The following is a 13,513-nucleotide window of genomic DNA, read 5'->3' as shown; positions in this document are numbered from 1 at the left end:
TGTCGTTTGCGCGACACCTTTTCCGCCTGCTATCTTTAAGTATGCTCACTTCCGAAGAACGCCAGATCTATCGTCGCCATCTGCAACTGCCCGAAATAGGGGAGGAAGGCCAGCTGCGTCTCAAAAATGCCCGCGTGTTGGTGGTGGGTGCCGGAGGCCTGGGCTGCCCGGTGCTGCAGTATCTGGCGGCGGCCGGAGTGGGCACGCTGGGCATTGTAGATGCCGACAAGGTGGAGGCCAGCAACCTGCAGCGCCAAATCCTGTACGGCCCCGCCGACCTGGGCCAGTTGAAAGCCGAAGCCGCCAGTCGGGCCGTGCGGCGCATCAACCCGCTGGTACACACAGAGGTGCATACGTGCCGCGCCACCCTCGGGAATGTGCGGGCCTTGGTAGAAAATTACGATGTGGTGGTAGATGGCTCCGATAACTTCCCGACCCGCTACCTGCTCAATGATGCCTGCGTAAGCCTTGGCAAGCCCTTGGTTTCGGGGGCTATCTACAAGTTTGAGGGCCAGGTTTCGGTATTCAATTTCCGGGGCGGGCCCACGTACCGCTGCCTGTTTCCGCAGCCGCCGGCGGCCGACGAAGCGCCTAACTGCGACGCAACCGGCGTGCTGGGCGTGCTGCCCGGCCTAGTAGGCACGGCCCAGGCCACCGAAGCCCTGAAGGTGGTGCTGGGCATTGGGCAGGTGCTTTCGGGAAGGCTCTGGATGCTGGATGTGCTCACGTTTCAGACCCGGTTCCTGAACTTTGCCCGCCGCCCCGACCATGCGCCTATCAACCTGGATACGGCTAACCCCGCCGACTACGCCGACTATTGTGGCGCGGGCGTGAATGCCGTATCAGTACGGGAGCTGCAGGAGATGCTGGCCTCGGAGCACCCGCCGTTTCTGCTGGATGTGCGGGAGCCCGATGAATACGCCGCCGGCCACATCTTCGGGGCTACTTTGCTGCCGCTGAGCAGCCTGGAGAAGGGCGTCGCGGCGGTGCCCCGGCATCATCCGGTGGTGGTGTATTGCCGTTCCGGCTCCCGCAGTGCCCGCGCTATCGAGCAGCTTCAAACCAAGTTCGGCTTCTCCAACCTACTCAACCTCGATGGAGGAATACTGGCCTGGGAAGAGCAGGCCGTAGATGCGTAGCAGAGCCTAGCCTCCGGTAGGGTGGCCTAGGTCTGCCAACGGGCGGCTTGCTTCTCCTACTTTTACTAGTCCATCCGCTTTCGCCTCCTAATGCCGCTTACCGCTACAACGCCCAAACGCCCCCGCATCCGCTTCGACCGCAATGAGCTGGCGGGAGCCTTCGGGGACTTGGGAACCGACCTGCCCCTGCTCATCGGCATTATTGCCGCTTCGGGGGTAGATAGCGCCGGGGTGCTCATCATGTTTGGCCTGATGCAGATGTTTTCGGGGCTGTGGTACGGCATGCCTATGCCCGTACAGCCCCTGAAGGCCTTTGCTGCCCTGGTTATTGCCCAGAAAATTCCGGGTCGGGTTATTTTCGGGGGCGGACTGGCCATTGGCATCAGCATGTTTGTGCTTTCCGTTACCGGGCTGATTGATGCTCTGGCCCGGCTGGTGCCCAAAACCGTGGTGCGCGGCATTCAGTTTGGCCTGGCCCTGCAGCTGGCTACCCTGGCTCTTAAACAGTACGTGCCTGCCGATGGCCTAGCGGGCTACGCGCTGGCCGCCGCAGGTTTTCTGATTACGGCCGTGCTATTGGGCAACCGGCGCTGGCCGGCTGCCTTGGTCGTGCTTGCGCTGGGAGTGGCCTACGGCCTCGTGTTCAAGCTCGATCTTGGTACCGCGCAGCGTGCCGTAGCCCTGCACCTGCCCAGCTGGCACGTACCCGCTTGGTCCGATGTGCTGCTGGGCGCCGTGCTGCTGGCCTTGCCCCAGATTCCGCTTTCCCTCGGCAACTCGGTGCTGGCCACCAAGCAGGTAGTGGAAGATTATTTCCCGGAACGTCCGCTCACGGTGCGGCAGATCAGCTTCACATATTCGCTCATGAACCTTATAAACCCCTTCCTGGGCGGCTTCCCGGTGTGCCACGGCTCAGGGGGCATGGTAGGCCACTATACGTTTGGGGGCCGCACGGGAGGCTCGGTGGTGCTGTATGGCGGCTTGTTTTTGGTGCTAGGCCTGTTCTTCAGCCAGGGCTTTCAGCAGATTGTACAGATATTTCCGCTGCCGGTGCTGGGCGTGCTGCTGCTGTTTGAGGCCCTCACGCTGGCCACCCTGCTGCGCGACATCAGCGGCTCCCGCGCCGATCTGCTGCTGGCCTTGCTGGTCGGGTTGCTGTGCAGTGGGCTGCCGTATGGTTACCTTGTGGGCCTAGTGGTGGGTACGGCGCTGTACTACGCCATGCAGCGCGGCTGGATAGGCCTAGGAAAGTGATTTATATGGAAGAAAATTTACTTTGTCAGGTGTGGAAAACGGTGCAGGTGGAGGCGGGCCCGCAGCCGTTTCATGGCTACTACAGCATCGGGGAAAGCATGCTCTTCGACTTTCGGTTTCTGAATAGCACCAAGCCCAACTTCGAGATTAATCCCCTGGGCAGCTGGACGCGCCACGCCGAGAAAATAGTGCATCCCGGCAACGAAACCTCGCTGTACTTACTGGTGCAGGCCGTAACCACGCGCTATCTGGTGCTGGAGCTGCACATGCTCTATGCCGAGCAGGACAGCCACACACTCACGCTCAAACTGGTACCGGAGCTTTCCGCTAACTGAGCGGCCTGCTTTCTTCGCCAATAGGCCTAGGGCTTTCGTTCCAGCACCTCATCAATAAGGCCGTACTCTTTGGCTTCATCGGCGCGGAGCCAGTAGTCGCGGTCGGAGTCGTCGTGGATTTGCTGCGGGGTTTTGCCGGTGCGCTCGGCATAAATGGCGTAGAGCTCCTGACGCAGCTTCACCACCTCACGAGCCGTAATTTCAATATCAGCCGATGGGCCCTGCACCCCGCCGCTGGGCTGGTGAATCATGACGCGGGCGTGAGGCAGCGCCGAGCGTTTGCCTAATGCCCCGCCGCACAGCAAAAAAGCGCCCATGCTCGCGGCTAGGCCAGTGCAAATGGTGGCCACGTCGGGGTTCACGTACTGCATGGTGTCGTACATGCCCAGTCCCGCATACACCGAGCCGCCGGGCGAGTTGATATAGAGCAGGATGTCCTTGCGGTTATCCACCGATTCCAGAAAGAGCAGTTGGGCATTGATGATGTTGGCTATCTGGTCATCGACGGCCTGCCCCAGAAAGATGATGCGGTCCATAATCAGGCGCGAAAACACATCGATTTCCGCGAAGCGCGTAGGCCTCTCCTCAATCACGGAGCGGGTCATGCCCATCACGTTAGGGTAGGCGGTGCCCTCCAGCTGGTGGAGGTAGCGGTCAACGGTGAGGCCGTTCAGGCCGCGGTCTTGCACCGCGAATTTTCGGAATTCGGGAGTCAACAACATAACAAATAGGGAGAAGTGAAAGGGCATGGAGAGGCCTAGGGGCTCCGAAAAGAAGCCCCTAAAGCCAGTGATGCAGAAAGGGATGTATTAGCGGCGGGCAGGCAGCCGAGGCACCCGAAGGGCCTGATGCAGGCGCGCTACGGCATTGCGCAGCCATGTGCGCCGGGGGCGGTAGAGCTGAACATGAATCTCATTCAGTTCCTGCCGAAGCTGCTGGCGACCAGCCAAGAAAAGGCCTTGGTACAGGTGCTGCTGCTGCTCTGCCTCGGCGGCCAGCGCCGGATCTAGCTGCAGTCGGGCTTGCCACTGCGCGGCTTCAGTGGGGCTGGAGTGGCCTAGCAGGTGGTACTCCAGGTGTTGCAAGTGTTCGAGCTCCGGACGCATGGCCTAGGACGCAGCTGGAAAGGCAACGGCTTGACGCACGGCTTTCCGCAGCCGCTCCAGGCACTTGAACTTCTGTACTGTGGCCGAGCGAACAGTACCGTAGTTATTCTCCGCCGCAATCTGCTCCAGCGGCTGCTGGAAATAGTAGAACGAGAGCAGAAGGCGTTGGCACTTTTCGCCGAGCTGTGCCACATATTCCAGCACCGCCAGAGCGGGCGCGGCAGACGGGGTATCAGCTGCATCAGGTAGCTGCGCATGCGCCTCATTCAGCTCCGAAAGAGGCAAACGGTTCCGGCGGCTGAGCTCCTGCTGCCACAGATTGCGGCTCACACCTACTAAGTAGGTGCTGGCTGAGCAGGTGAGAACGAGCTGGCCGCTTACCGTCTTTTCGTAAAACACGATCAACGCATCCTGAAAGACATCTTTAGCATCCTGGGTTGTGCCGCCACGCTCCAGCACATGGCGGCGCACCATTGGGAACGTGCGATGGTAGAGGCGAGTAAGCGTGCCGGTGCGGTCGGCGCGTAGTTCCTCCGCCAGGGAGGCCGCAGCTAGCGGGGCGGGCAAAAGCGAAACAGAAGAGGTCATAGGAGGTGCCATTCTGCGTATTAATCAGCTTTTCCCGCAACTATCACCCCGCCCCACAAGAAATTTAGTGCAGGACTACCCTCCAATCGTGCTCATCGACTCGAAGCTGAGCTGGTGCAGGGGGCGCTGGCGCTCGGCCTCGAACCCATCGGCGGCGCGGTTGCGGAAAGCTGACGTTAGGGCTGCTACAATGTCGGCATCGGAGGAGCCGCCGCGCAACAGTGCCCGAATATCGAGTACCCCTTGGTCGTAGAGGCAGGTTTTGAGGCCGCCTTCCGCCGTCAGGCGGATGCGGTTGCAGGTGCCACAGAAGGTGCGCGAGTAGGCCGCAATAATGCCCACCCGGCCCTGGTGGCCGGCAACGGTGTAATGCGAAGCCGTGTCGCCGGGGCGAGACACCACTGGTTCCAGCGTACCCAGGTTCAGCTCCAGGTGCTCCCGAATTCGAACGTGGTTCCAGGGGAGCGTAGCGGCATGGCTGCCTCCGTTGAAGGGCATTTCCTCAATAAAGCGCACGTCCACGGGCAAGTCGCGGGTTAGCTCGGCTAGGGGCAAAATGTCTTGGGTGTTCTGGCCGTCCATCACCACGGCATTGATTTTCACCCGGATCCCCGCCGCCAGCAAGGCGTAGAATGTTTCCATGACGCGGGGCAACTCATCGCGGCGTGTGATGCTGGTGAACCGGGCCCGGTCCATGGTGTCGAGGCTCAGGTTCACGGCCTTCACGCCCATGCGGGCCAGCTCCGGCACGTGGGGCGCCGTAAGCACGCCGTTGGTGGTCATGGTCAGCTCCTCGATGCCCGGTATTTCGGACAAGCGGCTCATGAAGGGCACCAGGTCGCGGCGCACGAAGGGCTCACCACCCGTGAGGCGCACTTTGCGCACGCCCAGGCCCGCCATGATGGCTACAAGACGCTCCATTTCCTCGTAGGTCAGCAGCTCCTGCTTCGGCATGTATTTGATGCCTTCTTCGGGCATACAGTAGAAGCAGCGCAGGTTGCAGCGGTCCGTAACGGCCAGCCGCAGGTATTCCAGCGGACGGCCATGGTTATCAAACAGAACAGACGGAGCAGCAGACATAGAATCGGAAAGATTGCGCAGATGAGGTGCAGGTACCAGAGAAGAACGATTTTTGTGCAGTAATCGTCGCTCTAAAAGTCGGAATCTGCGTAGTTGGGTCCTGTACGCATATGCGGGGCAGAAGATGTTCCGATTTTCAGGTATAGCGTTCTGTAACAACCGGCAGGCCGCTGTAGTTTACACAATACCCGCCGGGCAGAAACGAAAACAGGCGTATCTGCGCAAACCAGCAGCTTCTACCCACCAAATCAAAGAAAAATGAATCTGAAAATAGCGCTGTTTGGCATTGCCCGGGAAATCGTAGGCCAGCCAACCCTAGACCTAACGGCTCCCGAGGGGCAGTCGGTGCAGGAATTGCTGGGGCAGCTGCGCCAAGAGTATCCGGGGTTGAGCCGCCTCTCAAGCCTGGCGGTGGCCGTCAATAATGAGTACGCTCCCGACGATGCACCCCTGCATGAACGCGACGAAATTGCCCTGATTCCGCCCGTAAGCGGCGGCTAGGCCAGTGCTGGCAGCCTCCTACGCTGCGCCTTTCTCTCCCGCAATAATATAAGCCACGCCCGCCCGCTGCGGGCGTTCCTGCATGATAATCGAACTCACCGACCAGCCCATTGATGTGGCCGCCGCCCTGCAAACCGTGCAGTCCGATGGCGCCGGGGCCGTAAATACTTTCATCGGCACCGTCCGCAACAAAAGCACCGGCCGCCCCGTGGTGCGCCTGGAGTATGAGGCCTACGACAGCATGGCGCTGCACCAGCTGCGCAAAGTGGCCGAGCAAGCCCAGGAAAAGTGGCCTATGCTGGAAAAGGTAACCGTTATTCACCGCAAAGGCACCCTGTACATTGGTGATGTGGCCGTAATCGTGGCCGTTTCTACCCCGCACCGCGCCGAAAGCTTCGCCGCCTGCCAGTATATCATTGATACCCTAAAGCAGGTTGTAACCATCTGGAAGAAAGAGTTCTACGAAGATGGTGACGTGTGGGTGGCCGCCCACCCGTAGGCCTGTAGGAACAAGGCTCCCCTCCTAGGAAAGGAAGGGTTGGGGGACCAATCGTTGTTTACTCTGTAAATCAATAAAAGACCGTCATGCTGAGCGAAGTCGAAGCATCTCTACCTCTGGCTAACTAATTGGCCTAGGGCTTTTCAACGAAGCGGTAGAGATGCTTCGACAAGCTCAGCATGACAGCGATTTTGTTCTAGGCCAGTCAACCACCCCCAATTCCTCCTTTCCCAGGAGGGGAGCCTCGTTCTATAAATCTATCCCAAATCCCGCTTGGCCTGCTCTGCCTCTTCGGGCGTATTCACGTTGCGCAAATCCTGCGGGTTGGGCGTGGGCAGCAGCTCAATATCGGAGTTGATGAGCGCCTTACGGGGGCAGGAGTAGCCGAGACTCAGGAAGCGCAGCAGCGTGCCGTAGCTGCGCGGCTCCCAGATGGTGATAAGCGGCTCGGGCCACTCATTTTCAGGGCTTTGAAAAGCCGTGGCCATCTTGCCGGCATTGCGTTTCTGCAGAAGGCGGCCTAGCGTCTGCTCCGTGAGGAAGGGCAGGTCGCAGGCCACTACCAGCCAGGCCGCGTTGGGGTCAAGCTGGAAGGCGGACAGGATGCCGCCCATCGGACCCAGGCCTGCGAACGTATCGGGAAGGGGCTGAAGGCCAGCGACTTCCAGCTCCGTTGCCTGCTCTGGCCTACACGAAACCAGCACATCCTGACAAATACCTTTCAATAGGCCCGCAGCGTGAGCGCGCTGCTCCTGGCCATGGTAGGCCAGTCGGCCCTTGTCCTGGCCCATGCGTTGGCTAAGGCCACCCGCCAGCACGAGGCCGCGCAACGGCGGTAGAGCCTGCTGCCACCAGCTGCGCACAAATTCGGCAATGGCGGCGGTATCGGAGAGGGCCAGCACGGGCACTTGTGGCTGCGTGGCCAGATGTGCCTGCAGATAGCCAGGTACTTCCGTTATGCCTCCGGGGAGCAGCAGCAGTCGTACATCTGTAAGGCGTTCCAGCTTCTTTTCTACGGGCTTAGTAGGATCCAGAATCACGATTTGCTGCCGCGCCCGGAAGTGGTTGCCATTCACCAGCACCAGGCTTTGGTGCTGCAGCCATTCCTGCTGGGCAAAGGAGGAAAAGTCCCGCTTCAGATCCAGCCGCGTAAACGTGATTTTATCGGTCAGCTCGGCGGCAGCCCCGGCTTGCAGAATGGCATCCTGACCGCCGCTGCCGCCTTGGGCCGCATCGTCGCCGGCGGCGTGGTCGGCATCTACGTAGGCCACTTGCAGGGTCGGCGCAAGGTGGGGAAGCAGGCGCGCCACCAGCTCCTTGATTTTGCCGCAGGGTGCCCCGAGAATAGCCAGCTCGTGCCGACCAAACTCGCCCACATCGGGCCGCGCTATTTTGGCGTGCTTGGCATGTGGCCTAGCGGAGGCAGTGTTATCCGGCATAATGAAAGTCTTGCTTGCCGCCAGTCTTCTCAACTAGCCGCGTTTCCTGAATGATGATGTTGTGCGACAGCGCTTTGCACATATCATAAATGGTAAGCGCCGCCACCGAAGCGCCGGTCAGGGCTTCCATTTCTACGCCGGTTTTGCCCGTTACGGTGGCCGTGCATTCAATGACAACGGCATCCGGTCCATCCACTTCTATGCGCACCTGGCAATCATCGAGGCCCAACGGGTGACACAGCGGAATCAGCTCCGACGTGCGTTTGGCACCCATGATGCCGGCCAGAATAGCGGTCTGGAACACGGGGCCTTTGCGGGTGGGTAGGTCGCCTTCGCGCACCAGCGCCATGATTTCGGGGCCGAGAATCACGCGGCTGCGGGCCCGGGCTACACGGCGGGTCGGGGTTTTGGCGCCCACATCTACCATGGCGGGCTGGCCGGCGGCGTTGAGGTGGGTGAGTTTGGGAGAGTCAGACATAATACTTGTAGAGACGCATCTTTGCGGCTGGTCGTTGTGCCGCTAGTGAACAAACCGGCTAGGCCAGTACTTTGCTTTTCCGTGGCGCCATAGTGCTCCGCACCGCCAAGATGCAAAGATGCGTCTGTCCACCGTCCTTTTCCGCTCTATGCTCTCCGTCGAAGAAGCCACCCGCCTTGTAGCCGCCACCATCCGCCCCTTGTCGGTGGAGTATATCTCCCTGACCCTTGCGGCAGGCCGGGTGCTGCGGGAGCCGCTCTACGCCGACCGCGATTTTCCGCCCTTCAACCGGGTAGCCATGGATGGCATTGCGCTGCGCTATGAGGCGCTGGCAGCGGGCCAAATGGAGTTCCTGGTGGAGCACACCCAGTTTGCCGGCCAAGTTCCGCGGCCCCTCCAGGACTCTGCCGCTGCTATCGAAATCATGACGGGCGCCTCGCTGCCGGAAGGGGCCGATACGGTTATTCGGTATGAGGACGTCACGTTCCGGACGGATGAGGCGGGCCACCGGGTAGCGCAAGTACAGGTGGGGGCTCCGCGCACCGGCTTCAATGTGCACGCCCAAGGCGCCGACCGCCACAAGGACGACTTGCTGCTGCCGGCTGGTACGGTGCTAGGCCCCGCCGAGCTGGCGGTAGCGGCTACTGTAGGCGCTGCGCTGGTGGCCGTTACGCGGCGCCCCCGGGTGGCCGTGGTCAGTACCGGCGACGAGCTGGTGCCCATCACGCAGCAGCCCGAGCCCCACCAGATACGGCGCTCCAATGTGCTTATGCTGCAGGCCGCCGCCCAGCAGGCCGGGGCCGAGGCCACCGCTTTCCACTTCAACGACGACCCCGATGACCTGCGCCTAGGCCTGCCCGATTTGCTGGAAAACTACGATGCCGTGCTGCTGAGCGGGGGCGTCTCGAAAGGCAAAGCCGACTTCCTGCCCGAGGTATTGCGGGAGATAGGGGTAGAGCAGATTTTTCATGAGGTGCAGCAGCGGCCCGGCAAGCCGTTCTGGTTTGGGCAGCAGCCGGGCGGTGCCGCGGTGTTTGCCTTGCCCGGGAACCCGGTTTCTACCTTCGTCAACTTCTACCGCTACGCCCGGCCCTGGCTGCTGGCCGTGCAACAACCAGCTGACTATGAGGAGTCTGTGCTAGGTGGGTCGGTTCCTGTTGTATTGGCTCAGGAGGTGCAGTTCAAGCCCCGCCTCACGCACTTTCTGCTGGTAAGTCTGGAGCACACTCCTACTGGCTGCATACTGGCATACCCCGAGCGGGCCGGCGGCTCCGGCGACCAGGCCAGCCTGCTGGCCTGCCAAGCTTTTCTGGAACTGCCCGCCGAGCAGGAGGTCTTCCCACAAGGCACCGTACTGCCTGCCTGGCGGTTTCGGTAGGCCACTTCCGCATGCGGCTGCGGGCCACAGTGTAGGCGTGAACAGGAAATACGGCCAGTCTGCACCGCAAAAAGGGCTATCTGAAACGATTGCAGAGTTTATTTCTGGCCTAGGCCAGTCCGGTTGCTGGGCATCTGCGGGAGAGGCGCCTACTTTAGTGAGGCGTCATCAGGACATGAAGTAGCCCCTGGCCTACGGGCAGCGGTTGGTTGTCATGGGTCTGGTGGACCACGAACATTCACCTGACCATAGATGAAGAACCCACTCCTCGTCCTGGGGCTGGCTGCGCTTATGGGCGCAGTGCCCAGCCAGCCTCACCCGAGCGTCGTCCCCAGTGTGCAAGCCTCCGTAGGTATTGCCGACGACCTTCCCTTCTGCAACCCCGATCTGCCCATCGACCAGCGCGTGGATGATTTGGTGGGTCGCCTGACCCTGCCGGAGAAGGTGTCCCAGATGCTCAATGCCTCAGCCGCCATTGATCGGCTGGGGATACCGGCCTACAACTGGTGGAACGAGGCGCTGCATGGGGTGGCTCGCACCAGCATGAAAACCACGGTGTTTCCGCAAGCCATAGGCCTAGCCGCCACCTTCGACCAGGAAGCTATGCTGCGGATGGCCACCATCACGTCGGATGAGGCGCGGGCGGTGCACCAGGAATATGTGCGCCGTGGCGAACGGGGTATTTATCAGGGCCTCACCTTCTGGACGCCCAATATCAACATCTTCCGCGACCCGCGCTGGGGCCGGGGCCAGGAAACCTACGGCGAAGACCCTTACCTCACGGGCCAGCTAGGCTCGGCGCTGGTGCGCGGCTTTCAGGGCGATGATCCGAAGTACCTCAAAATCACGGCCTGTGCCAAGCACTTCGCCGTGCACAGCGGCCCCGAGTCATCGCGCCACGAGTACAACGCTCAAATCAGCGATTACGACCTCTGGGACACCTACTTGCCCGCGTTTCGCGACCTGGTGGTAGATGCCAAGGTGGCCGGCGTAATGTGCGCCTACAACGCCTACGCCGGGCAGCCCTGCTGCGGCAGCGACAAGCTGATGAACGATATTCTCTACACGAAATGGAAGTTCAAGGGCTACGTCACCTCGGACTGCGACGGACTGAACGACTTCTGGCAGCACCACAAAACCGACCCCGATGCGGCCACTGCGGCCGCCAACGCCGTGTTGCACGGCACCGATATTGAGTGCGCTACGGGCAAGCTGTTTACGTACAACTCCCTGCTGGAATCGGTGCAGAAAGGCCTGATTACGGAGAAGCAGCTGGATACATCGGTGAAGCGGCTTTACAAAATCCGGTTCCAGCTGGGCATGTTCGACCCCGTGGAGCGCGTGAAGTACGCCCGCATTCCGATGAGCGTAGTGGAAAGCGGCCCGCATCAGGCGCACGCCCTCAAGATGGCGCAGGAGTCGGTGGTACTCCTAAAGAATGAGCGCAACACCCTGCCGCTGCGCAAGGATCTGAAGAAAATCGTAGTGCTCGGCCCCAATGCCGACAACGAAAGCGTGCAGCTCGGCAACTACAATGGGTTCCCGACCCGCAACGTGACGCCGCTGATGGGCATCCGGGAGAAAGTGGGCAAAAACACGCAAGTGAACTACATACAGGGGGTTGACTATGCCAGTAACATCGTCTATGAAACCTTCGACCTGAACAGGAACCTGGCCTATGAGAGCAAGCCGGGCTTCCGGGCCGAGTACTTCCGGGGTACTAACTTGGAAGGCGCGCCCGTAGCTACCGTGCAGGAAAGTGGCCTAGACCGTTACCTGGCCAACACCAAGCAGGAAATAGTGAAGGGCTTGCCCTCGGAGAATATTTCGGCCCGCTACCTGAGCACGTTCACGCCCGAGAGGTCAGAGGAAATGGCCTTCCAGATTACCGGCGACGATGGCTACCGGCTGTTCATCAACAACCAGCTGGTGGTAGATAATTGGAACAGCCGGGGTGTGTCTACTACCCAACACACGATGAAAGTAGAAGCCGGTAAGAAACTGGATATCAGGATTGAATACTTTCAGGCCGTGAGCCGCTCCATTCTTAAGTTCACCGGCGCCCACGTAGTGCCCATGAATGCGCAGAACATTCTAGGCCAGGTGAAAGATGCCGATGCTATTGTGTTTGTGGGCGGCATCTCGCCCCGCCTCGAAGGCGAGGAAATGAAGGTGAATGTGGAAGGCTTCAGCGGCGGCGACCGAACCAGTATTGCGCTGCCCAAGGTGCAGACGGAGCTACTGAAGGTGCTGCACTCCTCGGGTAAGCCGGTGGTGTTCGTGATGATGACCGGCAGCGCCATCGGGTGCCAGTGGGAGGCCGTTAACCTGCCCGCAGTGGTCAATAGCTGGTACGGGGGCCAGGCCGCCGGCACGGCCCTGGCCGATGTGCTTTTCGGGGACTACAACCCCGCGGGCCGGCTGCCGGTCACGTTCTACAAGTCGGAAAGCCAGCTGCCGCCCTTCGATAACTACGACATGGCGGGCCGCACCTACCGCTATTTCAAGGATACGCCGCTCTATCCCTTCGGGCACGGCCTAAGCTATACCAGCTTCAAATACACCAACCTGAAAGTGGCCTCCACGGCCCAAACCGGTAAGCCCGTGACCGTAAGCGTGGAGGTACAAAATACCGGTAAGCGCCCCGGCGATGAGGTGGTGCAGCTCTACGTGCGCCACCCCGACGGCAAAGGCCGCGTGGCCTTGCACGCCCTGGAAGGCTTCCGCCGCGTGCCCCTGAAGGCCGGTGAGAAAAAGACCGTGCAGTTTACGCTCACGCCCCGACAGCTCTCCCGCCTCAATGAGCAGGCCCAGCGCCTGGAGCAACCAGGCAAGGTGCAGCTCTTCGCGGGCGGCGGCCAGCCGCTAGGCCAGTCGGTGGCAGCGGGCAACGTGCTTAAAGCTGATATGACCTTGACGGGCAAAAGCGTAGCTATTGATTAGCGAGCAGGCAGTGGCCTAGCAACTCCAAATAAAAGCCCGCGCTACCTCTAGGTGCGCGGGCTTTTGCTATTGGTAAGCAATAGAAGAGCAGGTGGCCTACTGTGTCTGCTCAAACTCGTGGCCGCAGTTGAAGCAGTGGCACTGCGGCGCTTCGGGGGCCAGCAGCCAGAGGCGGAGCTTGGTAAGCAGGCTGTCGGCGGGCTGGGGCGTGTGGCGGCATACCACGTCGTGGTGGTGGCAGCGGGGGCAGCGCGGCGCGGCAGCTTCCAGGCCCTCGGGCTGGTCGGGGAGGGCATGCATGGGCGAGTGCTGAGGCAGCAGCAGCTCATGGGCGGCAGGTGCGTCCGGCTCGCGCACGTAGAGGCGCACGCCTCCCGACAGCACCGAGCCGTACGGGCGGTTCTCATTGCTCAGAAAGCACGGAATGCCCTCCGCATCCAGCCGGTTTTTGGCAAGGTGGGCCGCAATAGTATCCGCAAAAGTCTGGAGCAAAACGATGGCCGGGCCATCGGTAGAATCAGAAAACATGGAAGCTGGGGTTTCATGCCAAACAACAGAAGCACCCAATTGGGTGCTTCTGAAGAGGGAAAATACGACAGACTGCGGTCTATTGAAACAAGGCCAGCGCTTTAACGAACGTCTGGGTTACGCCCCAGACCAGTGGAAGGCCCACAAATAGCCACGATATAGCCAGCATAGCGCCCGAGCTGGTTTCCGTGGGAGCAGGGGCTGAAGGATTTGTTTGTACACTCATGGTAAGTCAGGCTGAAGAG

The 13,513-nt window shown here is 60.7% G+C and carries 15 protein-coding genes; 7 read left to right on the top strand and 8 right to left on the bottom strand.

Annotation, left to right across the window (positions count from 1 at the left end; genetic code table 11):
- Positions 1-41: 41 nt before the first annotated feature.
- The 3 genes from moeB to CFT68_RS16910 all read left to right on the top strand — a co-directional run bounded on the left by moeB (position 42) and on the right by CFT68_RS16910 (position 2,728).
- Positions 42-1,139, top strand: a complete 1,098-nt coding sequence (moeB, locus tag CFT68_RS16920; RefSeq protein ID WP_088844701.1) for a molybdopterin-synthase adenylyltransferase MoeB — start codon at positions 42-44, stop codon at positions 1,137-1,139.
- 90 nt (positions 1,140-1,229) lie between these two features.
- Complete coding sequence (locus CFT68_RS16915; RefSeq protein WP_088844700.1) at positions 1,230-2,393, top strand: putative sulfate/molybdate transporter; 1,164 nt, start codon at positions 1,230-1,232, stop codon at positions 2,391-2,393.
- A 5-nt stretch (positions 2,394-2,398) separates the two neighbouring features.
- Positions 2,399-2,728 (top strand): hypothetical protein, encoded by a 330-nt coding sequence (locus CFT68_RS16910; protein ID WP_141106604.1) that lies wholly within the window; start codon positions 2,399-2,401, stop codon positions 2,726-2,728.
- A gap of 26 nt (positions 2,729-2,754) precedes the next feature.
- On the opposite strand, the gene CFT68_RS16905 is transcribed toward CFT68_RS16910, so the two are convergent.
- From CFT68_RS16905 to moaA, 4 genes are all read right to left on the bottom strand, one after another.
- Positions 2,755-3,450: a ClpP family protease gene (locus CFT68_RS16905; RefSeq protein ID WP_088844698.1), complete on the bottom strand. Its 696-nt coding sequence runs from the start codon at positions 3,448-3,450 to the stop codon at positions 2,755-2,757.
- 87 nt (positions 3,451-3,537) lie between these two features.
- Complete coding sequence (locus CFT68_RS16900; protein WP_088844697.1) at positions 3,538-3,834, bottom strand: nitrogen fixation protein NifQ; 297 nt, start codon at positions 3,832-3,834, stop codon at positions 3,538-3,540.
- 3 nt (positions 3,835-3,837) lie between these two features.
- A complete protein-coding gene (locus CFT68_RS16895) occupies positions 3,838-4,422 on the bottom strand; it encodes an RNA polymerase sigma factor (RefSeq protein WP_088844696.1) in 585 nt (194 codons plus the stop codon).
- Positions 4,423-4,497: 75 nt separating this feature from the next.
- Complete coding sequence (gene moaA, locus CFT68_RS16890; protein ID WP_088844695.1) at positions 4,498-5,502, bottom strand: GTP 3',8-cyclase MoaA; 1,005 nt, start codon at positions 5,500-5,502, stop codon at positions 4,498-4,500.
- Positions 5,503-5,760: 258 nt separating this feature from the next.
- On the opposite strand from moaA, the gene moaD reads away from it, so the two are divergent.
- Together moaD and CFT68_RS16880 are read left to right on the top strand one after the other, a co-directional pair.
- Entirely contained in the window at positions 5,761-6,003 is a 243-nt protein-coding gene (moaD, locus tag CFT68_RS16885; protein ID WP_088844694.1) for a molybdopterin converting factor subunit 1, read from the top strand.
- A gap of 82 nt (positions 6,004-6,085) precedes the next feature.
- Positions 6,086-6,502 (top strand): molybdenum cofactor biosynthesis protein MoaE, encoded by a 417-nt coding sequence (locus CFT68_RS16880; RefSeq protein WP_088844693.1) that lies wholly within the window; start codon positions 6,086-6,088, stop codon positions 6,500-6,502.
- A 257-nt stretch (positions 6,503-6,759) separates the two neighbouring features.
- On the opposite strand, the gene CFT68_RS16875 is transcribed toward CFT68_RS16880, so the two are convergent.
- The gene (locus tag CFT68_RS16875; RefSeq protein WP_088844692.1) at positions 6,760-7,941 is read right to left on the bottom strand and encodes an NTP transferase domain-containing protein; all 1,182 of its coding nucleotides are present in this window, start codon (positions 7,939-7,941) and stop codon (positions 6,760-6,762) included.
- The gene (gene moaC / locus CFT68_RS16870; protein WP_088844691.1) at positions 7,931-8,419 is read right to left on the bottom strand and encodes a cyclic pyranopterin monophosphate synthase MoaC; all 489 of its coding nucleotides are present in this window, start codon (positions 8,417-8,419) and stop codon (positions 7,931-7,933) included. Before moaC ends, CFT68_RS16875 begins: the two co-directional genes overlap by 11 nt.
- 148 nt (positions 8,420-8,567) lie before the next feature.
- Between moaC and CFT68_RS16865 the strand changes: the two genes are divergently transcribed.
- Positions 8,568-9,797, top strand: a complete 1,230-nt coding sequence (locus tag CFT68_RS16865; RefSeq protein WP_088844690.1) for a molybdopterin molybdotransferase MoeA — start codon at positions 8,568-8,570, stop codon at positions 9,795-9,797.
- A gap of 252 nt (positions 9,798-10,049) precedes the next feature.
- A complete protein-coding gene (locus tag CFT68_RS16860; protein ID WP_212590428.1) occupies positions 10,050-12,740 on the top strand; it encodes a glycoside hydrolase family 3 C-terminal domain-containing protein in 2,691 nt (896 codons plus the stop codon).
- A 96-nt stretch (positions 12,741-12,836) separates the two neighbouring features.
- On the opposite strand, the gene CFT68_RS16855 is transcribed toward CFT68_RS16860, so the two are convergent.
- Together CFT68_RS16855 and CFT68_RS21850 are read right to left on the bottom strand one after the other, a co-directional pair.
- Positions 12,837-13,268, bottom strand: a complete 432-nt coding sequence (locus tag CFT68_RS16855; protein ID WP_088844688.1) for a putative signal transducing protein — start codon at positions 13,266-13,268, stop codon at positions 12,837-12,839.
- A 79-nt stretch (positions 13,269-13,347) separates the two neighbouring features.
- On the bottom strand, positions 13,348-13,494 hold the full coding sequence (locus CFT68_RS21850) for an MFS transporter small subunit (protein ID WP_170934842.1): 147 nt from the start codon (positions 13,492-13,494) through the stop codon (positions 13,348-13,350).
- Positions 13,495-13,513: the final 19 nt, after the last annotated feature.

Source organism: Hymenobacter gelipurpurascens (genome assembly GCF_900187375.1).
Classification (GTDB): domain Bacteria; phylum Bacteroidota; class Bacteroidia; order Cytophagales; family Hymenobacteraceae; genus Hymenobacter; species Hymenobacter gelipurpurascens.
The sequence above is the reverse complement of the archived record's forward strand: the minus strand, read 5'-3'. Positions and strand labels throughout refer to the sequence as shown.